General features: G+C 61.9%; 21 protein-coding genes and 2 rRNA genes (1 of these 23 only partly in view). 12 read left to right on the top strand and 11 right to left on the bottom strand.

Annotation, left to right across the window (positions count from 1 at the left end; genetic code table 11):
- The 3 genes from VGD45_RS03740 to VGD45_RS03730 form a co-directional block, all read left to right on the top strand.
- A 23S ribosomal RNA gene (locus VGD45_RS03740) occupies positions 1 to 1,152 on the top strand (it extends 1,743 nt beyond the left edge of the window).
- Between the two features lie 165 nt (positions 1,153 to 1,317).
- A 5S ribosomal RNA gene (gene rrf / locus VGD45_RS03735) occupies positions 1,318 to 1,433 on the top strand.
- A gap of 120 nt (positions 1,434 to 1,553) precedes the next feature.
- On the top strand, positions 1,554 to 1,718 hold the full coding sequence (locus tag VGD45_RS03730; RefSeq protein ID WP_331153928.1) for a hypothetical protein: 165 nt from the start codon (positions 1,554 to 1,556) through the stop codon (positions 1,716 to 1,718).
- A 73-nt stretch (positions 1,719 to 1,791) separates the two neighbouring features.
- On the opposite strand, the gene VGD45_RS03725 is transcribed toward VGD45_RS03730, so the two are convergent.
- The 4 genes from VGD45_RS03725 to lexA are packed head-to-tail and all read right to left on the bottom strand — an operon-like array spanning position 1,792 to position 7,643.
- Entirely contained in the window at positions 1,792 to 4,917 is a 3,126-nt protein-coding gene (locus VGD45_RS03725; RefSeq protein ID WP_331153927.1) for an error-prone DNA polymerase, read from the bottom strand.
- A complete protein-coding gene (locus VGD45_RS03720; RefSeq protein WP_331153926.1) occupies positions 4,914 to 6,347 on the bottom strand; it encodes a DNA polymerase Y family protein in 1,434 nt (477 codons plus the stop codon). Before VGD45_RS03720 ends, VGD45_RS03725 begins: the two co-directional genes overlap by 4 nt.
- Before the next feature lie 9 nt (positions 6,348 to 6,356).
- The gene (imuA, locus tag VGD45_RS03715) at positions 6,357 to 6,974 is read right to left on the bottom strand and encodes a translesion DNA synthesis-associated protein ImuA (protein WP_331153925.1); all 618 of its coding nucleotides are present in this window, start codon (positions 6,972 to 6,974) and stop codon (positions 6,357 to 6,359) included.
- Positions 6,975 to 6,980: 6 nt separating this feature from the next.
- On the bottom strand, positions 6,981 to 7,643 hold the full coding sequence (lexA, locus tag VGD45_RS03710; RefSeq protein WP_331153924.1) for a transcriptional repressor LexA: 663 nt from the start codon (positions 7,641 to 7,643) through the stop codon (positions 6,981 to 6,983).
- Between the two features lie 347 nt (positions 7,644 to 7,990).
- Between lexA and VGD45_RS03705 the strand changes: the two genes are divergently transcribed.
- Together VGD45_RS03705 and VGD45_RS03700 are read left to right on the top strand one after the other, a co-directional pair.
- Complete coding sequence (locus tag VGD45_RS03705) at positions 7,991 to 8,548, top strand: RNA polymerase sigma factor (protein WP_331153923.1); 558 nt, start codon at positions 7,991 to 7,993, stop codon at positions 8,546 to 8,548.
- Positions 8,545 to 9,465 carry an anti-sigma factor gene (locus VGD45_RS03700; protein WP_331153922.1) on the top strand — a complete coding sequence of 307 codons (921 nt, stop codon included), beginning with the start codon at positions 8,545 to 8,547 and terminating at the stop codon, positions 9,463 to 9,465. Before VGD45_RS03705 ends, VGD45_RS03700 begins: the two co-directional genes overlap by 4 nt.
- Positions 9,466 to 9,871: 406 nt before the next feature.
- On the opposite strand, the gene VGD45_RS03695 is transcribed toward VGD45_RS03700, so the two are convergent.
- Both VGD45_RS03695 and VGD45_RS03690 read right to left on the bottom strand, forming a co-directional pair.
- Positions 9,872 to 10,273, bottom strand: coding sequence for a hypothetical protein (locus VGD45_RS03695; RefSeq protein ID WP_331153921.1), 402 nt, complete (start codon positions 10,271 to 10,273; stop codon positions 9,872 to 9,874).
- A gap of 166 nt (positions 10,274 to 10,439) precedes the next feature.
- Positions 10,440 to 11,483 (bottom strand): sigma-54 dependent transcriptional regulator, encoded by a 1,044-nt coding sequence (locus VGD45_RS03690; RefSeq protein ID WP_331153920.1) that lies wholly within the window; start codon positions 11,481 to 11,483, stop codon positions 10,440 to 10,442.
- A gap of 353 nt (positions 11,484 to 11,836) precedes the next feature.
- On the opposite strand from VGD45_RS03690, the gene VGD45_RS03685 reads away from it, so the two are divergent.
- Genes VGD45_RS03685 through VGD45_RS03675 form a run of 3 tightly spaced genes read left to right on the top strand, consistent with a single transcriptional unit; the run spans position 11,837 to position 15,977 of the window.
- A complete protein-coding gene (locus tag VGD45_RS03685) occupies positions 11,837 to 13,258 on the top strand; it encodes a nucleotide sugar dehydrogenase (protein ID WP_331153919.1) in 1,422 nt (473 codons plus the stop codon).
- A 54-nt stretch (positions 13,259 to 13,312) separates the two neighbouring features.
- Complete coding sequence (locus tag VGD45_RS03680; RefSeq protein WP_349263204.1) at positions 13,313 to 14,518, top strand: glycosyltransferase family 4 protein; 1,206 nt, start codon at positions 13,313 to 13,315, stop codon at positions 14,516 to 14,518.
- A gap of 58 nt (positions 14,519 to 14,576) precedes the next feature.
- Entirely contained in the window at positions 14,577 to 15,977 is a 1,401-nt protein-coding gene (locus VGD45_RS03675; protein ID WP_331153917.1) for an HAD family hydrolase, read from the top strand.
- Here the strand turns inward: VGD45_RS03675 and VGD45_RS03670 are convergent.
- Positions 15,869 to 16,927, bottom strand: a complete 1,059-nt coding sequence (locus VGD45_RS03670) for a glycosyltransferase (protein ID WP_331153916.1) — start codon at positions 16,925 to 16,927, stop codon at positions 15,869 to 15,871. The genes VGD45_RS03675 and VGD45_RS03670 overlap by 109 nt on opposite strands.
- Positions 16,924 to 17,985, bottom strand: coding sequence for a glycosyltransferase family 2 protein (locus VGD45_RS03665; RefSeq protein WP_331153915.1), 1,062 nt, complete (start codon positions 17,983 to 17,985; stop codon positions 16,924 to 16,926). Before VGD45_RS03665 ends, VGD45_RS03670 begins: the two co-directional genes overlap by 4 nt.
- 252 nt (positions 17,986 to 18,237) lie before the next feature.
- Here VGD45_RS03665 and VGD45_RS03660 point away from each other — a divergent pair, with 252 nt between their 5' ends.
- From VGD45_RS03660 to VGD45_RS03645, 4 genes are read left to right on the top strand one after another with little or no spacing between them, the layout of a single operon-like run.
- Positions 18,238 to 18,795, top strand: a complete 558-nt coding sequence (locus tag VGD45_RS03660; RefSeq protein WP_331153914.1) for a polysaccharide biosynthesis/export family protein — start codon at positions 18,238 to 18,240, stop codon at positions 18,793 to 18,795.
- On the top strand, positions 18,782 to 19,969 hold the full coding sequence (locus tag VGD45_RS03655; protein ID WP_331153913.1) for a hypothetical protein: 1,188 nt from the start codon (positions 18,782 to 18,784) through the stop codon (positions 19,967 to 19,969). Before VGD45_RS03660 ends, VGD45_RS03655 begins: the two co-directional genes overlap by 14 nt.
- Before the next feature lie 45 nt (positions 19,970 to 20,014).
- Entirely contained in the window at positions 20,015 to 21,703 is a 1,689-nt protein-coding gene (locus tag VGD45_RS03650) for a GumC family protein (RefSeq protein WP_331153912.1), read from the top strand.
- 24 nt (positions 21,704 to 21,727) lie between these two features.
- Complete coding sequence (locus VGD45_RS03645; protein WP_331153911.1) at positions 21,728 to 22,570, top strand: CpsD/CapB family tyrosine-protein kinase; 843 nt, start codon at positions 21,728 to 21,730, stop codon at positions 22,568 to 22,570.
- Positions 22,571 to 22,645: 75 nt separating this feature from the next.
- Here the strand turns inward: VGD45_RS03645 and VGD45_RS03640 are convergent, their stop codons facing one another.
- Genes VGD45_RS03640 through asnB form a run of 3 tightly spaced genes read right to left on the bottom strand, consistent with a single transcriptional unit; the run spans position 22,646 to position 26,225 of the window.
- Complete coding sequence (locus tag VGD45_RS03640) at positions 22,646 to 23,260, bottom strand: hypothetical protein (RefSeq protein WP_331153910.1); 615 nt, start codon at positions 23,258 to 23,260, stop codon at positions 22,646 to 22,648.
- The gene (locus VGD45_RS03635) at positions 23,257 to 24,261 is read right to left on the bottom strand and encodes a lysylphosphatidylglycerol synthase transmembrane domain-containing protein (protein ID WP_331153909.1); all 1,005 of its coding nucleotides are present in this window, start codon (positions 24,259 to 24,261) and stop codon (positions 23,257 to 23,259) included. The genes VGD45_RS03640 and VGD45_RS03635 overlap by 4 nt, the downstream gene beginning before the upstream one ends.
- Before the next feature lie 17 nt (positions 24,262 to 24,278).
- Entirely contained in the window at positions 24,279 to 26,225 is a 1,947-nt protein-coding gene (gene asnB / locus VGD45_RS03630) for an asparagine synthase (glutamine-hydrolyzing) (RefSeq protein ID WP_331153908.1), read from the bottom strand.
- Positions 26,226 to 26,233 lie beyond the last annotated feature (8 nt).

Here is a 26,233-nt window from a genome sequence, read left to right as displayed (position 1 = left end):
GTAATCGGTGGCTGCGACTGTTTATCAAAAACACAGGACTCTGCGAACACGCAAGTGGAAGTATAGGGTCTGACGCCTGCCCGGTGCCGGAAGGTTAATTGATGGGGTTAGCCGCAAGGCGAAGCTCTTGATCGAAGCCCCGGTAAACGGCGGCCGTAACTATAACGGTCCTAAGGTAGCGAAATTCCTTGTCGGGTAAGTTCCGACCTGCACGAATGGCGTAACGCTGGCCACACTGTCTCGACCCGAGACTCAGTGAAGTTGAAATCGCTGTGAAGATGCGGCGTTCCCGCGGCAAGACGGAAAGACCCCGTGAACCTTCACTACAGCTTTACACTGAACTTTGAACCTTCCTGTGTAGGATAGGTGGGAGGCTATGAAGCCTGGGCGCTAGCTCGGGTGGAGCCAACCTTGAAATACCACCCTGGGATGTTCGAAGTTCTAACCTTGGTCCGTAATCCGGATTGGGGACAGTGTATGGTGGGTAGTTTGACTGGGGCGGTCTCCTCCCAAAGAGTAACGGAGGAGTGCAAAGGTACGCTCAGCGCGGTCGGTCATCGCGCTCTAGAGTGCAAAGGCATAAGCGTGCTTAACTGCGAGACGGACAGGTCGAGCAGGTACGAAAGTAGGTCTTAGTGATCCGGTGGTTCTGTATGGAAGGGCCATCGCTCAACGGATAAAAGGTACTCCGGGGATAACAGGCTTATTCCTCCCAAGAGTCCACATCGACGGAGGAGTTTGGCACCTCGATGTCGGCTCATCACATCCTGGGGCTGTAGCAGGTCCCAAGGGTATGGCTGTTCGCCATTTAAAGTGGTACGCGAGCTGGGTTCAGAACGTCGTGAGACAGTTCGGTCCCTATCTGCCGTGGGCGTTGGAAACTTGAGGGTGAGCTGTCCTTAGTACGAGAGGACCGGGATGGACGCACCTCTGGTGTTCCGGTTGTCACGCCAGTGGCACTGCCGGGTAGCTATGTGCGGACGGGATAAGCGCTGAAAGCATCTAAGCGCGAAGCCCCCCCCAAGATTAGGTTTCCCTGGGAACTCGATTCCCCTGAAGGGCCGTCGAAGACTACGACGTTGATAGGCTGGGTGTGTACGTGCAGCAATGCATTGAGCTAACCAGTACTAATTGCCCGTGAGGCTTGACCATATAACACCCAATCAGCTTGGGTGCCTGTATGGCAACTTGTTGATACTCAATGTGACATTGGTTCGTTGAACATGTCGCTGAGTCGAAATGTTGTCAAAACAACTCCGAATTCACTGCAGGCGAGCGCTTGAAACACAGCAATCGACTGCGACGTGAGCCAGTTTGCCTGGCGGCAATAGCAAGCGGGAACCACCCGATCCCATATCGAACTCGGAAGTGAAAACGCTGTGCGCCGATGGTAGTGTGCCCTGCGGGCATGCAAGAGTAGGTCACTGCCAGGCTCTTAAATGTAGCGAAAGCCCCGACGGAGAAATCCGTCGGGGCTTTTTGCTCAGGTGCGAACGCATCGCTGCAATACAGCAACCTACCAATTGCTTCTCAGTAATCAGGGGTTGAACAATATGAACACGCTGGAACGCCGTCGGCTCGTCAAAGCCCAAGTCATCGACGTCAAAGTGGCCAAAGCCGCCGTCAGCGCCTCCAAACGCCAGCGTGTCGAAGCAACCAAGGTCCTCCGCAAGGACATGGCTGCCGAGCACTTCAATCAGCTGCGCGCCGCCAGCTGATTTCTCGCCCACCGGGCATTCTTCTTCTTGTTTTCCACAGTCGCGCTGCGCGCGACTGATAGCTACTTGTGGATCAATGAAAGTCGCGCGACTTGCGCGGCAAGGTTCTCACCCAGTGGGAATAGTCCTCGACGGCCGTCGCCACCACGTGCACGACTGACTCGAGGGTCTGCAACTCGCCGGTCACCACCATGAAGTTCGACTGCAAGATGCGCTGTCGATAGGTCTCGAAAATCGCCGGCCAGAAAATGATGTTGTTGATGCCGGTCTCGTCCTCCAGCGACGCGAAGATCACACCGTTGGCGGTTTGCGGATGCTGCAGGTGAGTGACCAATCCCCCCACGCGCACGGTTCGACCGTGGCGCATCGAATCGAGCTCGCGACGACTGGAGATTCCCGAGGCGCGTAACTTGGGACGTAAGTACGCCATCGGATGCCGGCCCGTGCTCAATCCCATCTGACGATAGTCGCGCTGAATCTCTTCCCATTCCGTCGGCACCGGGAGTGCTGGCGCCGGCTCCTGCGCAGCGTTCGCCGCCAGCGCTCCAGGAAGTCTCTCGATGCCGAGCGCGCTCCAAAAAGCCTGATTGCGGTGTTCACTCAAACTGCGGAAGGCGCCGCTTTGCGCGAGCGCTTTGGCGGCGCGCGATTTCAAACCTGCGCGATATGCCACATCTTCCACCGAGGTGAATGGAGTCGCTGCTCGCGCGGCGACCACACTCATCGCATCGTCCTTCCGTAAGCCCTTCACCAAACGCATGCCGAGACGGATCGCGTGCCTCCCCGATTCATCTTCTTCGAGGGTGCAGTCGTAATCGCTGACCGTCACATCGACCGGAAGCACTCTTACGCCTTGGCGCTTCGCCTGCTCCAGCAATTGCGCGGGCTGATAGAACCCCATCGGTTGGCTATTGATGAGTCCCGCAATGAACGCCGCGGGTCGATGGCACTTCAACCAACTGGAGAAGTACGTCAGCAGCGCGAATGAAGCCGAGTGCGACTCGGGAAAGCCGTATTCGCCGAAGCCTTCGATCTGCTTGTAGATCTGTTCGGCGAATTCCGGTGTGTAGCCGTTCGCGAGCATGCCGCTCATCAGTTTCTCGCGATACAGGCTCATCTTGCTGCTACGCTGCCAAGCGCCCATCGCGCGTCGCAATTGATCGGCTTCACCCGGGGTGAAGTTGGCCGCGACGATTGCGATCTGCATTACCTGCTCCTGGAAGATCGGAACGCCACGAGTCTTCGCCAGCACCGGTCGCAGCTTCTCGCTGGCGTAGGGAACGTCTTCGTCCTTCATGGAGCGCCGCTGCAGATAGGGATGCACCATGCCGCCTTTGATGGGGCCCGGGCGCACGATTGCGATTTCGATCACGAGGTCGTAATAAGTTCGGGGCTTCAACCGCGGCAGCATGCTCATTTGCGCGCGCGATTCGATCTGGAAGACTCCGATGGTGTCGGCTCGGCAGATCATGTCGTAAGTCGCTTCGTCGCCGCGCGCGATCTGATCCATCGCGGTCGGTCCCGTGCCGGCCGTCGCGAGCAGCTCGAAGGTTTTGCGCATGGCCGTCAGCATGCCCAGCGCCAGCACGTCGACCTTCAACAGGCCGAGCTCTTCGAGATCGTTCTTGTCCCACTGGATGATGGTGCGGTCGGGCATCGCGGCGTTTTCGATGGGCACCAGCTGGCTGATCGGTTCTTCCGCGATCACAAAGCCGCCGACATGTTGCGAGAGGTGGCGTGGGAAATTCAGCAGATCTTTCACCAGCGTGCAAACACGTCGCATCACGATGTCGTCCACGTGCATGCCCATCGCCTTGATATTGGCGGACAGCTGCTCCCAGTTGTCCCACCACGCATGTGACTTCGCGAGTCGGTCGACGATGTCCTCGGTCAAGCCCAAGGCCTTGCCAACGTCGCGAATGGCGCTCCGCGGTTGATAGGTGATGACAGTGGCGGCGATCGCCGCCCGTGCCCTGCCGTACTTTTTGAAGACGTGCTGAATGACTTCCTCACGGCGTTCGTGCTCGAAGTCGACGTCGATATCGGGCGGCTCGTCGCGTTCGTCGCTCAGGAAGCGTTCGAACAGTACGCTGATGTCTTCGGGATTCACTTCGGTGATTCCCAGCGCGTAACAGACGATGGAGTTCGCCGCCGATCCGCGACCCTGGCACAAGATGGGCTTCTTGTTGCCGCCGTCGTCCGCCAGCTCGGAGCGCGCCCATTCGGTGATCTCGTGCACCGTCAGAAAGAAATGCTCGTAGTGCTTGCGCTGGATCAGCGCCAGTTCTTTCTCGATGGTGGCGCGAACGGTTGCTGGCTCGCCCTTTGGCCAGCGCCGGCGGATGCCGGTCTCGGTGAGGTTGCGCAGGTGCTGAGTGGCCGTCAGCCCCGCGGGAACGATCTCGTTCGGATAGTTGTACTGCAGGCTGCGCAGCGAGAACTCGCAGCGCTCCGCGATCCGCAACGTTTCCTCGATCAGGTCCGCGGGATACAACTCCGCCAGCACTTCGCGTGGTCGCAGATGTCGTTCGGCGTTGGGAAACAGGCGATGTCCGGCGTCGGCGACGGTGCAGCCGTGTCGAATAGCCGTCATCGTGTCCTGCAACGCGCGGCGCGACTCGACGTGCATGTGGACATCGCCGCTGGCGACCAAGGGCAACCCAAAAGATTGGCCGAGTTTGCGCATGGCCCCAAGGTGTTGCGCGTCGTCGGGGCGACGTAACATCTGGACCGCGATCCAGCTCCGGTCAGGAAAGAATTCCCGTAACCAGCGCGCCTCGGACGGGCGGGCATTGCGCGGCGCTACCCACAGCGCCAGGCACTCGCTCAAGTCCTGTTCGAAATGGCCGCGTGACAGGTCATACGTTCCTTTGGTCGACTCGATACGCCCTTTGGTGATGAGCTGACAGATCTGCGCATAGGCGCGCTGAGAAGGCGCCAGCAGCACCAGATGAAAATCGTTCGGACAGCGAAATTCCGCGCCGACGATCAGTTTCAAGCCGCAATCCTCGGCGGCTTCGAGCGCACGAACCACACCTGCCATCGAGCATTCGTCGGTCAAGGCCAGCGCCGCATAGCCGAGGTTGTGAGCCTGATACACCAGCTCGCCCGGATGAGAGGCGCCGCGTAGGAACGTGAAGTTGCTGACGCAGTGGAGCTCGGCGTACTGCTCGACGTGCTGGTAGATTCTCTGGCTCACGACCAGAACCCGTGCAAGTGCCAGCTGCCGTCGCTCAGATCCTTGTAGATCCACAGCGTGGAGCCTTGTTGAGTGCGCGCGATGAAATAGTCACGTCGCACGTCGCCGCCGTCCCACCAACCGCTCTCGATCCGCTCGGCGCCGGTCAGCGCAGGCATGCCGCTCAGCTGTATGGGCTTGGGCTCGGGCAGTAGCCACAGCGGACGATCCGGAAAATCCAGGTGCTGGCGCGTGTCCTGCGGATCCGCCGTGGCCCAGCTATCTTCCGGACGATGCTCGGCGACGGCCTTCACGCCATGCACCTGCGTTTCGCCGAGGCGAGCGACGAGCCGATCGATGGTATGGCCGAGCTCTTCGCTTTGCTCGGTCGCGCCGCTCAGCATATCGATGTGCAGCCCGGTGGGCATGGCGAACTCTTCGGCGGATAGTTCCAACGCCACCGACGCCGAGGGAAGCGCCGCATGTTCTAGTCGTTCCCGAGCCAAAGCGAGAAAGCGATCGCTGTTTCGATCTGGCATCGACAACCCGATATTGAGCACCGTCGCGACGGTGTCGCGATGGATGAAACGCAGCGTGAACGTTTGTACTCCGGTATCCCGTGCGCGTAGGAAGCCGACGAACTCACGCAACATGCGGCGCAAAGGGAACAGCAAAGCTTCGGTGCTGTGGATCTCCGCTTCGAATTCGAAACGCGCCTGATACTGCGGCGGCAGACGATAGGTCGGACGCGGATCAGGCGCGGCGCCGACGAGCCGATCGAGGTAATTGCACACCTCGGGCCCGAAACGTTTCGCCACCCCATCCCGAGGCAGCGCCACTAGCATTCCTACCGTCTGCACGCCAACAGTTTGTAACTGCTGTGGAATCCAGGGATCGAGATTCAACCGATTCACCGACACCGTCTCGACCCGCGCCCGCAGGGCCGCCACGGTAGTGATTGCAACCCGAACGCCAGTACGAGCCAGCAGCGCCGAACCTTCCAACGTCGGAGCGATTCCCAGCTGATAGCTATAAGAAAGCTTGCGCAACTCCGTCTCGAGCTGCTCGATGAGCTTACGAAAGCCGCCGAACAAGCGCAGGCTCGCGCCGATTTCCAACCACAACGCCGTGCTTCGGGCGCGCTGCAGGTCGTTGAATATTTCGCCCAGGATGACCGTGCCGCTGAATTGATAGGCCCAGGTGGCGAGGCGTTCCAAGGCCGCTTGTTCGGCGGAGAGCCGGCGCTCCAGGGCGATCGCTTCGGGCAGGATGGCGAGCGCGGTGGTGAAGTTCATCTCCGGCTTCAAGCCGACGCGTTCGGCCGCCGGATTGCAGCAGACCACCGAGCGCACGCTGCCTGCGAGCACGGTGACCAGAGTCGGCCGTTCGCTTTGCTCACATTGCAAAGCTTCGAGAGGCAACTGGGGCAGGGTGATACAGAGCCACAGCATGGGACGACATCACCCTGCAATCGCCAGAGACATGCCGGCACGCGCGCCACGGCATTTGACGACGTCGATATTCAACTGACCGGCCGCATCGGTTTGCAAACGCAGTCGGACCGCGGCGGGTGAAGATTCCCGAGCGGCGCTGGGCGGGCGATAAACAAACCCGATGCTATCGCCAGTCTCGGCCGCCAACTGCAGCCGCCGCACTTCGCGGTCGCGAATCGCCTGCGGCCACGCCAGCACCGCGCCGAAGGATTTACAGCGCAATGTTTGTTCGGCCGACCACAGAATGTCGGCGGCGCTCTGAGCTCGAATGATCCAAAAATGCTCCAGCCGCAGCCCATGGCGAAGCAGGGCTGGAGCGAACGGAATATAAGGCGGCGCGATCATGGCGACGTGCCGCTCGCTGTGAGTGATCTTCGCCAGCGCCGGCATCAGCAGGCGCAACTCGCCAATGCCGTCACTCACGGGCATCAGCTCGACGACCGTGCCAGCCTGCCAGCCGCCGCCAGGCAGTACGGCGTCGAGATTGGCCGAGCCGCTGGGTTCTACGCGCGGGGGCGGGCCTTCGCGGCCGTTACGACACAGCCGCGCGAGCTGCTCTAATTTTTCTGCACGAGCCAGGCTCATAGCATTTCATCGAACACGGGGCAGGGCGGTGCGAATCACCCCCACCGCCAGTCCTTCAATGGACAACTCCTGTTCACGCAGGTCGATTTCGAGGGGCCGATACGCCGCGTTCGCGGGTTCGAGCCGCACGATGTGACCTTGCCGCTGGTAGTACTTCACCGTCGCCTCGTCCTGATCGATCAGGCGGGCCACGACGATCTGGCCGTTACGAACCTGCGTCGTTTGATGGACGGCGAGCAGGTCGCGATCGAGGATGTCAGCGTCTTTCATGCTGTCGCCACGCACGCGAAGTAAAAAATCGGCGTGCGGCTTGAACAGCGATGCATCGACGCTGACGTGCTCTTCAATATGAGAGGCCGCCAGGATAGGCGCGCCCGCGGCGATACGACCCAACAACGGCAACCCCTTTGCGCTGTTTGGACGTAACTCGGCGGCATCGACGACTTCGGTGGCGAAATCCTCACGCAGCCGAATGCCCCGAGAAATCCCCGGCACCAGCTCGATTGCGCCTTTGCTCTCGAGGGCGCGGAGATGCTGGTCGATGCCCTGCCGATTGCGCAGACCCAGCCCCTCGGCGATTTCCCCACGGGTCGGCGGCAACCCGTCGCGCTCCATGAAGCGGCGGACAAAAGCCAATACTTCCAATTGTTTGCGGGTGAGGTCAGGCATGTGCGGTCAGCTGCCGTGGCGGTGGGCCCTGGCCAGGGCCGATACCAGACAAACGTCTGGTAGTGAGTCTAGGATCCTTTGCGGGTGACTACAAGCGGCGCCCGGCGAGGGTTCCGGAAGCTGAACGCGCGCGAAAAAAATGTGACGGGATTGGCGTACGCAAATGCCGCTGAATCCCATCGGCGCCACTGTCGCGAATAAGTGCTTGCGAGTATCCCTTAACCTCACAAGACAGCTGGCGAACTGAAGTGACAGTCTCCGCTATACTTCCGGCTCCATACACTTCGCTCATCGCACTGACCAACGACGATGCGACGCGAATCACACCAGCTCAGAGCCGCCCGCGAATGACGGACTCCGTACTCGCTCGAGTCGCACAAGGAGATGCGCGTGCCGTGCACGAGTGCATCGATCAATTCGGTAGTCTCATCTGGTCCATCGCAAGACGCCTGACGCGCACGCGCGCCGATGCCGAAGATGCCGTCCAGGAAATTTTCACGGATGTGTGGCGTAGCGCCGGCCGCTTCGATCCCAATCAGGGCTCGGAAAAAGTGTTCGTCGCCACCATCGCGCGCCGCCGTCTGATCGACCGCATGCGCCGCGCGGCTCACCAGGCCCGCACCGAATCCACCGACGACATCGATTCGCTGGGCTGGGCCGACCCTGGCAACAGCGCCGAGGTCTGCGCCGAAGCGTCGGCCGCGGCGCGCGCGGTCATGCAATTACGACCGGAACAAAGGCAGGTGCTGGAGCTTGGGATCCTGCAAGGGTTGAGTCATTCGGAAATTGCCGATGTGCTGCAAATGCCGCTCGGTACAGTCAAGACCATGATGCGTCGTGGGCTGATTCAGGTGCGTGAACTGATGGGCGTGACCAACGCTGCTTCCGACGGGGTGCGCTCATGAGCAACTCGGTCATGCAGAACCCCAGGCTGGTGGAGCTGTTGGTGCAGCGGGCCGTGGACGGCTTGAATTCTTCCGAGCGCGCCGAGTTGAAACAGCTGCTCTCCGAAGAGAAGTATGTCGACGCCGGTCGTTTCGAATACACCGCCGCGGCTTTGTTGCTCGCGGGCGATGTCGAGAACAACGTTCCCGAGGAAATGCCGCACAGCTTGCGCGAGCGGTTGATGGCGCAGGCGGAAACATTCGAAGCTTCGATGTCCCCGCCGCCGCGACAGAGTTCGGCGCAGCCGCGTGTCATCAGCATTGCGGGTCGTTCGCGCTCGGCCACTGCCGCTCCTGCCGTTAGCGCGCCGCCACCGTCGCAAACCGCACAGCGTCCATCCCGTAAAGCAGCTTCCTGGCAAGGCAAGGTCGGCTGGTTCGCCGCAGCCGCCAGCGTGCTGATCGCGTTGGCCGGCTGGTGGCCGCGCTTGGAGATGGGCGGCGACCCAACGGTCGAAACGCCGGCGGTCGCGTCGACCCTGGAACAGGAGCGTCAGCAACTGCTGGCGCAACAAGGCGTGCTGAGACGCACCTGGCAGACCACACAAGATCCGGCCTCCAGCGGTGTGACCGGCGATGTCGTTTGGGATCCGCGCACGCAGAACGGCTATGTACGTTTCCGCGGCTTGCAGGCGAACAACACCAATGAGTTGCAGTATCAGCTGTGGATCTTCGACGGCACTCGCGACGAGCGCTATCCGGTCGACGGCGGCGTGTTCGACATTCCGCCGGGCCAACGCGAAGTGATCATCCCGATCACGGCCAAGCTCGAGATCCGCGACCCGGCCATGTTCGCAGTCACCATCGAAAAGCCAGGCGGCTCCGTCGTCTCCAGCCGCGACCGCATCGTCGTCGTCGCTCCCGTCGCCGCGGGTTGATCGAGGTCAGCCGATGAGTAGCGTGCGCTCTGGCCACCGTGCGGCCAGAGCGCGATCGAATGTCGCGAATTTGCACCCAGCATCTTTCGCAATCTGCACCAGATAGTCGTCGTATGCCGCCCTATGTCCTCGGGTCTGACCCACGTCGGCACTCGACAGAGGCGGGCATGGGATGAACATGTGACGTTCGCTGCTGGTAAAGCGTGCCAGCGCCCGATGTGCATCGGCCGATGTCAACGGGCGATTGAGCATGGCCGCGGGGAGTATCAGTAACCGGAAGGTACCGATTTGAGTAACGCCGCAGCTTGCATGTTTTTCGATGCCGGCCAGCCAGCGAGTGACTGTCGTGTGATCCGCGTGAGTTTCGTTGAGACCGCGAAAAAGACGTTGATATCCAGTAGAAACATCACCACTCCATGTCGTCCAGGATGTCTCGGACCTCTGTAGAGGTGATGCTGCGTTCGCCTGGCAAGGCTTCCGCCACCAAGTAGCCATTCTTCTCCACCAATCGACGATGCACCGTCCCTGGCTCATCGCTCTCGGCATGAGCCTCCAGCGCGCGGCGCAGGATGCCTTCCAGAGTCTTGTTTCCCAGCAAGCCAGCTTCTTGCGCTCGTTTGGCCAAGTCATCGGGCAATGCTACGGTTACGAATCTCATAGAGTCGCTCTGGTAGGTCGCTTGCCCGTCCCGAACTCCAAGCGGTTCCGCCGCCTGCAATCGATCGAGCAGCAGCTGCCGCTCCCATAAGGGTAAGCGCAGGATTTCGGAGAGCAGATCGTCCAGCTTGGCGGTCATAGTCGGCAACATAGGCCGAGTTCGACGCCTGTCAAGTCAATGTCACTGCGGCTCGGCCGCCAAAACGGGCGTTTAAAGGCGTGCTCGCCGAGAAATTCGCACGCAAAAAACATCGGCCCTGTGTCACAGGGCCGATAGCGGGTCGACGGATCTCTTGTGCTGGCCTCGACTCGGAAGATCAGCTTGTGAGAGGCACCCCGGCCCCGACGCCGGGAATGTGACGTCCCAGATTCTCGGTCGCTGCGGAGCGCTCCCGCGCGTAGCTGTTCAATTTGTTGTAGAGGGTCTTCAGGCTGCAGCCGAGCACGGCGGCAGCGCGACGTTTGTCGCCTTCGCAATAGTCCAATGTGACCTCGATCAGAGAACGCTCGGCTTCGTCCAGCCGCGAGCCCAGGGGAACGTGCACGCCGGCGGGGCGGGCGGCTTCGACGGGTTCGACGCTGTGTGCCGGCATGTTGATCGACAGATCCACGTCGAGCACTTCGTCGGCGAGGATGAAGCTGCGTTCGACGGTGTTCTTCAGCTCACGCACATTGCCCGCCCAGCGTCGCGAGCCCAACGCTTCGAGGAACGAAGGTGAGAAGCTCTTGGTGACCTCGCTGGTGCGATTTAGCATGCTCAGGAAGTGTTGTGCGAGCAACGGCACGTCGCCCGGACGTTCGCGCAATGGCGGTATGTGCAGCGGGAACACCGCCAGCCGATACATCAGATCTTCGCGCAGCTGACGATTCGCCACGGCTTCGGTGACGTTGCGGTTGGTCGCCGCCACGACGCGAATGTCTGTTTTGATTTCCTGCGTGCCGCCGACGCGATAAAAGCGTCCCGTCTCGAGGACGCGTAGCAACCGCGTCTGCATATCCAGCGGCATCTCGGTGACTTCGTCCAGGAACAATGTGCCGCCGGTGGCGCGCTCGAACACGCCCGCGTGCGAACGAGAAGCGCCCGTGAAACTGCCCTTCTCGTAACCGAACAACTCGGCCTCGATCAATGAAGCCGGAATCGAGCCGCAGTTGATCGCGACCAGCGGGCCCTGAGCGCGATGGCTCAACATGTGGATGCATTCGGCGACCAGTTCTTTGCCGACGCCGCTCTCGCCCATGATCATCACAGTGGCTTCGGTGGGCGCCACTCGTTTGATCAAGCCGAACACTTGATGCATGGCAGGCGAGCGCCCGAGGAGGTTGCCGAGCCCGTTCTCGTGCAGCGTGATCGGTGCGTTCACTGTGTAAGTTCTCCCCACAAAGAATCTAACGAGGGTTGTCAGAAGTGTGAGATGCAAATTCTTCAAGCGCCAGTCGGGTTCCTTTGTAAGAAAGTTTTTTCGAGTTTGTAAAAGTAGGCATTTTCCAGCGTCGAAAACATTGACGCAGCATTTGCCTGAAAAACCAGGATTTCGGTTGTCGCGGTGCGTTCGCAATGCGTTCGAAAAATAACGAACGACTGCTGCACGCGACACGTCGGACGGCTGTCCACGTCACGTGAGCGATCGACGGAACAGCGGCATAGAACTTGTAATTGAACAGGGAACCGGGTGCGCGATCGAAGCGTCGCTCGGTACTTTCATTACGGAGATACATGATGGCGTTACAGATCGACAACGTGAGCGCCGAGGCACAGCGTGCTCGCCGTGGCTGGGTACGGGAGAGCGCTGAGGACGAAGACATCGCGCCGGGCTCGCCGCGTCGGATCAGTATTTTCGGCCTGGGTTACGTGGGCGCCGTCTCGCTGGCGTGCCTCGCTCGCGACGGTCATGAAATGTTCGGCGTCGACATCGACCCGGGCAAGCTCGAGCTGCTGCGAAGGGGCCAAGCGCCCATCGTCGAGACGGGCATTCAGGAGCTCACGCGCGCCGTAATGCGTGGCGGTACGGTAAGCGTTACCGATTCGGTCCGCGACGCCATCCTCGCCACGGACATTTCTTTTGTCTGCGTCGGCACGCCGCCGCGCCAGAACGGCAACCAGGATCTGACCGCCATCACCCGCATCGCCGAGCAGATCGGCGCCGTGCTGCCGGAGAAGGCGACCCGCCACATCGTCGTCATTCGCTCGACGGTGAAGCCGGGCACGCTGGACGAAGTGATCAAGCCCGCTATCGAAGCGGCCTCGGGGCTGCAGGCCGGACGTGATTTCAGCTTGTGCTTCCAGCCGGAGTTCCTGCGCGAAGGCACGTCCATCAGCGACTATGACAATCCACCACTGACCGTGGTCGGCGCCGACGACGCGTACGCGGTCGAAGCGTTACGCGGCATCTTCGGACACCTGCCTTGCGAGTTCGTGCACACCTCGGTGCGTACCGCCGAAATGCTCAAGTACGCCTGTAATGCTTTCCACGCTTTGAAGGTGACGTTCGCCAACGAGATCGGCCGGGTGTCGCAATCGGCCGGCGTCGATCCGCACGAAGTCATGAAGCTGCTGTGCATGGATCGTCAGCTGAATATTTCCTCGGCCTATCTCCGGCCCGGTTTCGCCTTCGGCGGCTCGTGCCTGCCGAAAGATCTGAAGGCGCTGCTGTACCTGGCGAAGAACAACGACGTGGAGCTGCCCATGCTGAGCAGCCTCTTGCCCAGCAACGCCGCGCACATCGAGCACGCGGTCGAGCGGGTACTGGCAAGCGGGCGCCGCTCGGTGGGCATGATCGGCCTGAGCTTCAAGTCCGGCACCGACGACCTGCGCGAAAGCCCGATGGTGATCCTGGCCGAGCGCTTCATCGGCAAGGGGCTGCCGCTGTGTATTTTCGATCCGCAGGTGAACGTGGCGCGGCTGATCGGCGCCAACCGGCGTTTCATCGAAGAGAGCATTCCGCACATCGCCTCGTTGATGACCACCGATCTCGATGCGCTGGTGCGCGATTCCGACGTGCTGGTGGTGGCGATGAAGACGCCCGAGGTGCTGGCGGCCCTGCGCGCGCACACGCGCCCTGACCAGCTGTTGCTGGACATCGCCATGCTGCCGGACCGGGATACCTATCGCGCCACCTATCAAGGCGTGTGCTGGTAACGGGTCATGTCGAATGCCGAAGAACAGACCCGGGCCGAAGTCCAGGCCAACGTAATGAGCGCGGGTGTCGCCGTTGCTCGTCGCCGGCGCGTATTGATCATTGTCGAGAACCTGCCGCTGCCGTTCGACCGGCGCGTGTGGCAGGAGGCACGCACGCTACACGCCCACGGTTATCAGGTCTCCATCATCTGCCCCAAGGGCAAGGGCTACGAGAAGAGTTTCGAGGAGCTCGACGGCGTGGCCATTTATCGGCATTCCATGCCGTTCGAAGCGGACGGCGCGATGGGCTACGCGCTGGAGTACAGCTGGGCGCTCGCGGCCGAGTTCGCCTTGTCGCTGAAGATATTTTTCACCCGCGGCTTCGACGTGATCCACGGCTGCAATCCGCCCGACATGATTTTTCTGATCGGCGCTTTCTACAAGCTGTTCGGCAAAAAATTCCTGTTCGATCACCACGACATCAACCCCGAGCTGTACGAGGCGAAGTTCCAGCGGCGCGACGTGTTCTACAAGCTGATGCTGGCGCTGGAGCGCTGGACGTTTCGAACCGCGGACGTGTGCGTGGCCACCAACGAGTCCTATCGCAAGATCGCGATCGAGCGCGGGCGGCGGCCGCCGAACAAAGTGTTCGTCGTGCGCAGCGGTCCGGACCTGCGGCGCCTGAAGGTGTTGCCGCCGCAGCCCGAGCTCAAGCAGGGCCGTAAATATCTGGTCGGCTATGTGGGCGTGATGGGGCGTCAGGAAGGCATCGACGGTCTGCTGACCGCGGTTCGTCACATCGTGCACGAGATGGGTCGGACGGATATTCACTTCGGCCTGGTGGGCGGCGGCACCGAGCTGGATGCGATGCGCAAGCTGGCCCAGGAACTGCAGGTAGCGGAATACGTGACTTTCACCGGCCGGGTGCCGGATGCGGAGCTGCTCGCGATGCTCAACACGGCGGACGTGTGCGTGAATCCCGATGTCGCCAACGAGATGAACGACAAGTCCACCATGAACAAGATCATGGAGTACATGGCGCTGGGCAAACCCATCGTGCAGTACGACCTGACCGAGGGGCGCGTGTCGGCGCAGCAGGCATCGCTGTACGCCCGGCGCAACGATCCGATCGACATGGCGAAACAGATCGTGACGCTGCTCGACGACGAGCCGCGTCGCAAGCAAATGGGGGAGTGGGGCCGCGAGCGGGTCAAGAATTCGCTCGCCTGGGAGCATGAAGTACCGCGCCTGCTGGCGGCATACGACATGCTGTTCAACTGAGGTCGACTGCAAGGCGTCCGGGATCGGGAAGTTTCAAGACGCTGGACGACGCAACACGATGAGATACGTGGTGCTGGCCGCAGGTTACGATGGAACGCTGGCGCGCGATGGACGCTGCGACGAGCGTTGCATCGACGCTTTGCGCGAGCTTTCCGCGACCGGGCGTAAATTGATCCTGGTCACCGGGCGTGAATTGCGCCAGCTGTTGGAAATTTTTCCCGAGGCGCGGCTGTTCGATTACATCGTCGCCGAGAACGGCGCGGTGCTGCATCGAACGGCGACGCGCCAGTCCGAAATCCTCGGCCAGGCGCCGCCGGAAATCCTGCTGCAGGAATTACGACGCCGTCAGTTCACGCCGCTCAACGTCGGCAGCTCCATCATCAGCACCAGTGCCCGCTACGTCGACTCGGCGCGCGAGGCGCTGCGCAAGCTCAAGCTGCACATGGATTACGAGCTGGTGCTGAACGATGACACGCTGCTGATGCTGCCGCCGGGCATCGACAAGGCATCGGGCATGAACGAAGCATTGCGTGAGCTCGGAGTCTCGCGTCACAACCTGGTGGCGATCGGTAACGCGGAGAACGATCTGCCGTTGCTGGCCTGGGCGGAGCACGCCGTGGTCGTGAGCAACGCGCACGAGTCGATCAAGCAAGCGGCGGATCGTGTGACGGAAGGCGAGTTCTGCGACGGCTTTCTCGAAATTGCGCGCGACCTCGTGGCCACCGATCTCGCATCTTCGACGCCTCGGCGCCGCGTGGTTCTGGGCAGGGATGAAGACGAGCGCGAGATCACCCTCACGCCTTGCCAGGACTCCGTCCTGATCAGCGGGCCGGATGAAGCGGCCCGCACCCTGATCTGCAATCGTTTGCTCGAGCAGCTGATGCAACAGGACTATCAGTGCTGTGTCATCGGCGCCGATCGCAATTTACCGGGGGCCGCACCCAAAGGCGTGCTCGGCGATATGAGCAGCTGGGGCGACATCCATGAAGCGCCGCGACTCACCGATGTGCTCGCCGCGCTCGAGTTGCCCACGCACAGCATCGATATCAATCTCGTCGCGCTTCCCTCCGAGACACGGCCGGTATTCGTCGACGCGTTGCTGTTACAGCTGCAGGCGATGCACGATCGCGCCGGCCGGCCGCACTGTATTCTGATTCATCACGCGCATCATTTTTTGACCGGCAATCTGGCGGCCAGCGCGATCGGTCGGCTATCGGAAGTGACGATGATTTATTCGACGGCGGAGGCAACTCAGCTGCCGGCGGCCGTGCTCGCGGATGTGAAGCTCACCATTGCGACGGGTCCGGCCGACGGGGACGCGCCGTATCAGGCCGGCGCGTTGGAAGGCACTCAGGCGGTCATCGCGGGTGGCGCGGTGTGCCGGATCTCGTTGTTGCGGCCTTCCGCGGGCTCCACGTCCGTGACCTCGACGGATGAAGTCACGGTTTCGGGATACTGAATCACTTCCTGCACCCGATAGTCCTTCATGCCGCGGGCGTGGGTGAAGATGATCAGCTCGCCCAGCAGGCCGAGCGCGAACACCTGCATGCCCAGCACGACGAGCAGCGCTCCGAGCAGCAGAGCCGGACGATCCGCCAGCTTTTCATCGAAGAACAGTCGTTGCACGCTCAGGAACGCGATCACCGCCGCGCCGAGGCCGAAGGTCGCCGCGCCCAGCATGCCGAAGAAGCGCAGCGGACGTTTGGTGAAGCGCGTCAGGAAGAAGATGCTGAAAAGATCCAGAACGTAGTGCGCGTATTCCTTGGGGCGATACACCCGATGCAACCGATCCTGCGGCGACTGGCGCATTGCCACTTCGCTGACGCGGAAGCCGAGCCGGGCGGCCAGAATCGCCATGAAGCGATGCTGATCGCCGTAGAGATCCATTTCTTCGAACACCTGACGACGCATGGCGCGCGCGCCGCAGCCGATGTCCTGCAGGCGTGAGCCGGTGACGAAATTGACCAGGCCGTGATAGGCACTACGACGCATGCGATCGAGCATGTTTCCATAGCGCGGCGAGCGATAGCCGATTGCCATGTCCGACGAGCCGAGCGCCGCGACCAGCTTGGGAATGTCCTGTGCCTCGATCTGATAATAGGCCGGCAGCGTGAGGATCACGCTGCCCGACGCCCGTTCGAAGCCGGCCATCAACGCCGCGGCTTCGCCGAAGCTGCGCGTCAGGCTGATGACCGTGAGGTCCTCGCCTTCGTGCAGCATCGATTCCAACGTCTGGAGGGCGTCGGTGCGATCGCCGTCGATGACGAAAATGAACTCGAAGGGCAGGCCGACCGCGTCGACGCCCGCCTTGTACTGGGTGTACAGCGACCGCAATTCCGAACGTCGCCCGCACACGGGCACGATCACGGAGATCGACGGCAACGATGGGTTGAGAGGCTGAGTGCTCATGATGTGATGGTCGTCACTGGTTCAGTGGGTGCCTTACGCTTATCACTCGGATGGCGCTGGATGGTTTGTGTCAGTCGGAAGAACTCGTTGTCGCGGATGTCACCGCGGGAATAAATCAACTCAGCTAACGCGCCACTGCACAAAAGGATCGTGGCCGACGCCAGAAAAATAATTCCGGTGCCGGCCAGTGGCAGCGACAGCGCCGATCGATCCGTGACCAGGCTGACGAACGTGTGCGCAAGCATGACGAACGCGCACAGAAACAGCGGCACCGACAACAGCGCGAACCAGCGCAGCGGCCGAGACGCGAACGTGGTCACCGTCTTGATGACCATCAGGTCCAGCAGAACTTTATAGATGCGGGACAGACCGTATTTCGACTGTCCGTAACGGCGGGCGTGATGGCGCACGCGGATCTGCGCGACGCGCGGCCCGGCGATCGACGCCATGGCCGGAATGAAACGATGCATTTCCGAGTAGAGGGGAATGCTCTTGATGAGGTCGGCGCGGAACGCCTTCAGCGAACAGCCGTTGTCGCGGATCGGCACGCCCGTGACTTTGCCGATCAGCACGTTGGCGATGCGCGAGGGAATCTTTCGCGTGACCAGTTTGTCCTGTCGGTTGTGACGCCAGCCGACCACGATGTCGTATCCGGCTTCGATCTGTTCCAGCAGCAGTTTGATATCGGCCGGATCGTTTTGCAGATCGCCATCCATGGTGACGAGAATCTCGCCGCGCGCGTGCTCGATACCGGCGGCCATCGCCGGCGTCTGGCCGTAGTTGCGACGGAACTTCACCAGCCGCAGTCGTGAGTCGAAGCGCGCGATCTGTCTCGCGATCTCCGCGGTGTCGTCCCGGCTGCCGTCATCGACGAACACCATCTCGAACGTGCAACCGATGTCACCCAGCGCCTGCACGATGGCCGCATACAACGGCCGGATGCTTTCCTGCTCGTTATACAGCGGCACGATCACAGACAGTCGCGGCCGCGGTGTTGGATCCGCGGCAACTGCGGCAGCCGTGTCACTTAGAGTGGTTGTAACTTTTGCACCAGTCATCCTGTGTTTCCCGACGTTCTTACAACCCCGCCTGCCTCGGTATTCACCGCTCGTGCAGGAACTTTGCTCACACGCGCGCCTTTCTACGGTGGTAGTAACAACGCGGCTGCGAAAGCTTGTATCCGCGCCGCGCTGCCGCTAACGAACGACAGGCCCCGTTCATTGACTTGCGTTGGCACGTGACCTGCAAAGGACAGGCCAACGTAACGCGCCGGTAACCGATCGACCGCCAAGCCCGGAGGAGCAGCATAGATGTCGAGAATGCAGTGGATGTGGGGGATGCTGATGATGTGCGTACTGGGCATGCAGGCCGCCCATGCGCAGCAGGCGTCCTATGTCATCAAGCCCGGCGACACGCTGGAAATTTCCGTGTGGAAAGAGCCGGACCTGCAACGCCAGGTGCTGGTGCGCCCGGACGGCGCGTTTTCATTTCCGCTGGTGGGCGAGGTCGATGCGCGCGGCAAGACCGTCTCCGATCTGAACAAACTGGTCTCGGAGCGTCTGACCAAATATATCTCCGGCGCGGTGGTCACTGTTTCCGTGCAGGAGATCAAGGGCAACAAGATCTTCGTGCTCGGTCAGGTGAACAAGCCGGGCGAGTTCATCGTCAATCCGAGCGTCAACATCATGCAGGCGCTGAGCATGGCCGGCGGCATGACGCCGTTCGCGGCCACCAACGACATCATCGTGTTGCGTGGCCAGGGCGAGAAACAAACGGCGATGGCGTTCCGTTACCCCGAAGTGGTGCGCGGCCGCCGTCTGGAAACCAACATCGAACTGGTCGCGGGAGATATCGTTGTTGTGCCCTAAACTGTCGATCAGGAAACATTGGGCCGCCGTACCGTTGGCCGTTGCCGTATGCACCGGCGCATCGGCGGCGAACTGGGAAGTCGCGCCGCGCGTGCAGGCCGGCTATCGCTATAGCGATAACTATCGCCTCGACCTTCCGTCCCAGGAAGTGGAAGTGTCGGGCGGTGAAGCGGACGTGGGTGTGACGTTTCGCACTGTCGATCCTCGCACCAATTTCGAGATCACACCGCGCATCAACGCAACCTACTTCCCGGACGAGAAGGACGAAGACTCGACGGACTACTATTTGACGGCAGGCTTCTCCGATGTGACCCCGCGCCGGCGCATCAACGTGCCATTCCTGTACTCGGACGAGTACGTGGTGGACAGCGAGCTGCCGGAGGCGGGCGAGGGCGGTGAGCTCGGGGAACCGGATCAGGGCGACTCGGGGCGCTTCGTTCAGCGCAACCGTCGCGACTTCTTCCGGATCGCGCCTTCGATGTCTTACGACATCTCACAACGCTATCGAATGGAGCTGAATGCCCATTATCTGCAGGCGGATTTCGAGAATCAGCTGCCCGGCTTCCAGCAGGACTTCAGCGAAGTGGGTGCAGGCGCGGGTTTCGGCTTTCTCACTTCGCCCCGGTCGGCCTTGCTGGTGCGCGCGCTGGCCTCGCAGTACGACACCACCACCACGACCGATGCGTACGGCGGTGAGGTTGAATGGAATACACAGTATTCCGCGAACTCGCGGGCCTATGTCCGGGTCGGCGCCCAGCAGACCAAACCGGAGCGCGGCTCCAGCGACACCAACATCATCGCCGGCGCCGGCGGCCAGTGGGCCAGCCAGCGTAACACCCTGTTCTTAGACTTTACGCGCAGCGTCGGGCCGGTCTCGGCGGGAACCGTGGTGGAGCGTCATCAGTTGCGTCTAAGGATCGACCACGACGTTTCGCAACGTTTTGCCCTGCGAGCTGGCGCGCGCCTGTCCCGCGACGAGGAGATCGAAGATGGCTCGTACCCCACGCGCGAATACGCCATCGGCGAGCTCGGTTTCGAGTGGCGGTGGCTGCGGCAATGGTCGCTCATCGGTACTTACAACTACCGCTGGCAGGAATACGAAGACGAGCCTTCGGACGCCAGCGCCAGCGCTTTCCTGATCGGCATCGTGTACGAACCGAAGCGGGCCCAATAGTTTTATCCATCAGTCGTTTCAACGTGCTGTCGTAACCCGAGCAACATGCAGACGCCATCCTCACCCACCGCCGGCCACGAGCCGCAAAGCACCGGTTTCGGCGAGTACCTGGGCATTCTGCGCAAACGTCGAAAGCTGCTGCTGCTGGTGGCGCTGCCCATCGTCGCCATCGGTGCGGCGCTGGCAATCGCGTTGCCCGACGTGTACCGCTCGTCCGGGCAGATCGAGCTCGAGGGTGCGCAGAACATCCGACAGAACCCCAACGCCCTGGCGCAGGATCCGGACGAATCTCCGTACGCGGACCAATACGTGCGCAGCTTGAGCACGGTGGTGTTGAGCGATCGCAATCTGGCCAAGCTGCTGGCCGAGCATCAGCTCTATGACGATCAGGCCGAGGATCCCGCGGGCGCGCTGGAAGAGCTGCGCGGCGACATCAAGGTGGACATCGTCACCGTGCCCATTCTCGATCCCAACACCGGGCGCGAGCGCGATGTGGTCACGGCGTTCACTGTCGCCTATGACAATCGCCAGCCGCAGCGGGCTCAGGAGGGCGCCGAGTGGCTGGTCAATTCGTTCCTCCAGGAGAATCGTAACGATCGCCAGCGCCAGGCCGCGGGCAAGGCCAAGTTCTTCGCGCGCGAAGCCGAGCGGATTCGCACCCACGTCGCCGGTCTGGAGGCCAAGCTGTCCGAATTCAAATCCAAGAACGTGGGCAAGCTGCCCGAGCTCAACGAACTGAATCTGAACGTCATGGATCGCACCGAAAGCGACATCCAGGACGTCGAGAGCCAGATGCAGGCACTGCGACGAGAGCGAGTGTTTCTGGTGTCTCAGTTACAGCAGGCGCGCGCGGCCAGCCCGGAGCAGGCCAGCGTCCGCGCGCTCGAAGAGGAATATGCTCGCAAGAGCGTGCAGTACGACCAGAGCCATCCGGATCTGATCATGCTGCGCAGGCAGATCGATCAGTTGAAGGCCGGCGGCTCCTCCAGCGGCATGTCGCTGAAGGCGCAGCTGCAGACGCAACGCTCCATCCTGGCCGAGGCCCGCCAGCGATACAGCGAGGATCATCCGGACGTTCAGCGCATCCAGCGCAACATCGACTCGTTGCAAGCGCGCATCGCCTCGGGCGAGACCACCGATGCCACTGCCGCGGTCGACTCGCCCATGGCCATGCAAGTGCAGACCCAGTTGAACGCCACGGACACGCAGTTGGCCGCCTTGCAGGCGCGCGCCATGGAGTTGCGCACCAAGCTCAGCGGTCTCGAAGGTCGCATCGTGGCGGCGCCCGAAGTGGAGCGCGAATACCAGGCGGTGACGCGCGATCTCGCCAGCGCTCGCGCCAAGTACGACGAACTGCTTCGGCGGCAGATGGATGCTGAGGTCAGCGAAGCGGCGATCGCCGGCGGCACCGCCGACAAATTCCGCGTCAAGTCGTCGCCGAAGATTCCGGAAGAGCCCGCCAAGCCCGCGCGCGCGGCCATCGTGATCATCGCGGCGGTGCTGAGCCTGATCGCTTCGGTGACCACCGTCATCGTGGCCCAGTTGTTCGATACGACGGTGCGCGGCGCGCGTGATATTCAGGATATCCTCGGCGTCGCGCCGCTGACCGCGGTGCCGGTGATCAAACATTCCCGCGGCGGTAAGCGCAAGGCCGCGGCGCCAGCCTATGCGGCGACCGCAGCGGTGGCAGTTTTATTCATGGCCTGCATAGTCGTCGTTCGATTCATGGCATGATCCGATAGTCACGAGAGCCCGCAAATGAGCATCATCGAAGAGGCAGTGCGCAAGACGGCGGAACGATTTCAGCGTCCGGCGCCGCCCGAGCAGCCAGGCAATCGCCCACGCCTGCGACGCGTGCCGCCTGCGGCTGTCGATACGTCGAATGTGCGAAGGTTTCAGCCGGTCTCGCTGGATCGCGCGGTGCTCGAGGAAAATAACATCCTTCCGCAGATCACCGATTTGGGCGCCTTGCGTGCTTACAAAATTCTGCGCACACGCATCCTGCGTCGGCTGGAAGCCAATCAGTGGCATTCCTTCGTGGTGACGGGCGCGACGCCGGGTGAAGGCAAAACCTTGACCGCCATCAATCTCGCCATGGCCCTGGCGCAGGATTCGAACACCTGGGTGTTCCTGGTGGACCTGGACCTGCAGCGGCCGAAAGTGGCCGATTATCTCGGACTGGGTAACAGCCGCGGCGAGCGTGGTCTGACCGACTTTCTGCTGGGCGAAGCGACGTTCGAGCAGATCGTGTACTCACCCACCGGCGCCGAGCGGCTGGCGGTGATTCCGAATTTCCAGGCGGTCGCGAATGCGTCGGATCTGCTGACTTCGCCGCGCATGGACGAGCTGGTGCAGGCGCTGGAGGCCGAGAAGCCCCGTCGCATCGTGATATTCGACATGCCTCCGGTGCTGGCGTCGGACGACGTGCTGGCGTTCTCGCCGCAGGTGGACGGCATGCTGCTCGTTGTCGCTGAAGGCACGACCAGCCGCGACGCGCTGCACGGCGCGAAGGGGCTGTTGCAGGAAATGAATTTGCTGGGGGTGGTGTTGAATCGATCCGAGGCGCAAGACGAAGGGGTGTACTACTCGTACGCTCGCTGAGTCCAAGCCCAAAACAACAGAGTGCTCAGGGGGACACGCCCCAGGCAGGTGTAACCGGCCTGGGGCTTTGTCTTTTCAGGGGCCGTCGTCGGCGACGGCGCCGTTGCCGGCATACGAAATGATCTTGAAGCCCGGCTCCAGCACCGCGATGGCGTTGTCCGGCAGGTCTTTGTGGATGACCGCGTTGGCGCCGATCTTCACGTTGTTGCCGATCTTGATCTTGCCCACCAGCCGCGCGCCCGGCGCGACGTAAACATTGTCACCGATCGTCGGCGCGCCGCGTTTCGGACCCGCGCCCGAAACGCCGATCGTGATGTTCTGCGAAAGATTGCAATCGCGGCCGATCACTGCGCCGGAAGAAACGGTGATGCCGCCGTAATGGCCGATGTACAGGCCGGGGCCGATCCTGGCTCTGCGCGGGATCTCGATGCCCCATAGCACCTGGATGAAAAAATTCAGGATCGCATAGACGGGGTCGAACAGAAGCCGCAGCGCCTTGGGCCGGCGCTGGCTCCATTGACCGAAGCGCAACACCAGCACCGCATGCACGCCCGGCGATCGAGCGCAGGTGAGCACACGTCGCAGCGTGCTTCCCGAGGTCATCTCGTAACGACGCCGTAGATCCGCACGTAGCGGGCTCTCCGGGCGCTGCTGGCGATTTGCTGTCATCGCTGAGCCGTCTGCGCTCATGGTGAGGTTCCTATGCTTGAAGGTTCTGTCGCTGGCGTCACCGTATCGGCAGGCGGACGCACCCCCGTGCGCGCCGCGAGCATCAGCCACCAAGGAAACCAAACAACCACCTGCAAGGCTCGGGCCGCCAGCGATATGGCGAGCGCGTCCGCCGGCCGCACGCCGCCCAACGCGAGGATGGCGATGAATATGCCTTCATATACACCGATGCCGTCCAGAGAAATGGGCAGGCGCGACACCAGGATGGCTAGCGGCACGGCCGCAAACATGAACATTGGATTGAACGGCACTTCCAGGGCTCGGGCGACCAGGCCGTAACAAACGATGACCGTGACGTGCTCGACCAGCGTCAGCGCCGAGAAGGCGGTGATCCGAGGCCGATCGGACGCCAGCGATGCATATGCTTCGTGCAAACGTTCCAGCAGCCGCGCTGCCGAGCTGTCGGCGAAGCGCTTGGGAATGAGCCGCAGCACCGAGCTCAAGGCATGATCGGTGAACGAGAACACCAGGATGACGATGCCGGCCAGCAGCCCGGCCAGGCCGAACGCGAGCGCATAGTCGTAAACGGGGGCCTGCGGCAGCACCATGCGAAGAATGATCAGACTGACGACTGCGGTCAGCAGAGCGACGATGAATCCGATGCCGCGCTCGACCAGGATGGTGGCGAGCGTGTCGTCGACGCGCACGCCGAAGCGACGAACGAGCATTACCCGAATACCATCGGCGCCCACGGTGCTCGGGAGCGCGAGGCCCCACATCATGGCGCTGCAGTAGACCATCAGCTTCTGCGCGAGCGAAATCGAATAGCCGCGGATCGCCAGCAACAGTCCCCACTTGTAACTCATGAGCACGCGGTCCAGCGTGAATGCCGCCAGCGCCGCGCACGCCCACAACGGATCGCAGTTGCCAAGCGTTCTGAACACCAACTCCACGTCGACGACGTAGATCAGCAACAGCGCGCACAACAGCAGCGTGACGATGATCCGTAGCCACGTTTTCATTGTTTATTCAGTGTCGCTCAACTGGCGCGCCGAGCCCCGTGCGCGTCGGCGACCAGTTCCCGACGCAGATCTTCTTTGGATTGCCCGAGGATGGACATGCGATACCAGATCTCGGCGTTGATCAGCAGCCACAACCGGTTGCCATGGTCGGCCCGCTTGGCCAGGTGCTCGTCGACGAGTTGCGCGATGGCCTGGCGATCGAGCACGCGATCCTGGACCAGCCGGGATTGCCGCAGACAGGTCCGATACAGGCGCGTGTATTCCGCTTGCAGTAGATAGGGCAGGGCGGACGAGAAGCCCTGCTTGGGTCGATCGAGAATGTCGGACGGCAGATAGCGCGCCGCCAGTTTGCGTTGGATGTAACGGAGCGTGCCGCCGCGCACCTTCAGCGAAGCCGGCAGCCGCGCGGCAAAGCTTGCCAGCTCGTGATCCATGAACGGACTGCGAGCCTCGAGCCCGTGCGCCATGCAAATGCGGTCCGTGATCATCACGGGATGATTCGGCAGGCGAACCAGGCTGTCCGCATACAACATGCGGTCCAGCTCGCCGCCTTCGGATTCTTCATACGGCCGACGAATGGCGGCCTCGGCGTCGAGGTCGGGCCAGCGCTCTTGCACTTCGCGCGTGTACAGCTGGCGGCGCTTGTCGGCGTCGAAATAAAAATAGTTCAGGCTGGCCGCATAGCGCGCGCTGCCCGAATGGAACGACAGATGATGCAGCCAGCGCAGCTGATGTCCCAGACTCTTGTACCAGCCGGACTCGGGAATCATGGCCATCGCCGGCGCCAGCAGCTTGCGCCGCAGCCCTTCGGGCAGACGGCCGTAGTGAGCGGCGTATAGATTGCCGTAGTAACGATCGTAGCCGCCGAACAGCTCGTCACCGCCATCGCCGCCGATAACGACTTTCACGTGCTGGCGCGTGAACTTTGCCAACAACCACGTGCACAACGACAGCGGATCGGAGGGTTCGTCCAGCGCCCACACCAGATCCGGCAGATGCGCGGCGATCTCCGGCTGCACGCGCTCTTCGTGATGTTCCGTATCGAACAGCTTCGCGACGGCACGGGCTGCTGGCGCCTCGTCGAAACGTTGATAGCTCAGGCCCATGGTGAAGGTCGGCAGTTTCTTCACCTCGAGGTCGCGCGATAGCATCGCGACCAGCAGACTGGAATCCATGCCGCCGCTCAGGAACGCGCCCACCGGGACGTCGCTTTCCATGTGCAGGCGCAGGGTTTCCTGCAGCTTCGCCTGCAACTCGTCCAGCAATTCCTCTTCGCTGCCGGTCAGCTTCGGGCTCTGTTGCAAATGCCAGTAGCGGCGGATCAGTGGCTCGAATCCCGCTTCCACGGTCAGCAGGTGACCGGGCGGCAGCTTGTGGATGCCTTCGAACATGGTCAGCGGCGCGTCGATGAGCCGCAGGCCCAGGTACTGATCGAGCGCGGCGAGATTCATTCGCTGCCGACGCCGGTCCAGCGCCCGCAGCGCCTTGATCTCCGACGCGAACGCGAAGCCTTGCTGGCCCGTGCTGTAGAAGAAAGGTTTCTGACCGAGATGATCGCGGGCCGCCAGCAGCCGACGCCTTTTCACATCCCACAACGCGAACGCGAACATGCCGCGCAGGTGATCGAGCAGCCGATCGCCGTGCCGCTCGTACAGACCCAGAATGACTTCGCAATCGCTGTTGGTCAGAAAGCGATGACCGTCCTGCTCGAGCCGCCGCCGCAGCTCGCGGTAGTTGTAGATCTCGCCATTGCAGACCAGCACCAGCGAGCGATCCGCGTTGTAGAGCGGCTGCCGGCCGCCGGCCAGATCGATGATGGAAAGGCGGCGATGGCCCAGCGTCGCGTACTGGTCGTGATGAATGCCTTCGCCGTCCGGGCCGCGATGCTCGAGCGCGCCGAGCATGCGTTTCAGCGCGATGTCACGCTGCGGATCGGAGTTGATGATGCCCGCAATTCCACACATGAGATGAG

The sequence above is a fragment of the Steroidobacter sp. genome (assembly GCF_036402275.1).
Classification (GTDB): domain Bacteria; phylum Pseudomonadota; class Gammaproteobacteria; order Steroidobacterales; family Steroidobacteraceae; genus Steroidobacter.
Note: the sequence above shows the minus strand (reverse complement) of the source record. Positions and strands in the feature narration are given on the sequence as shown.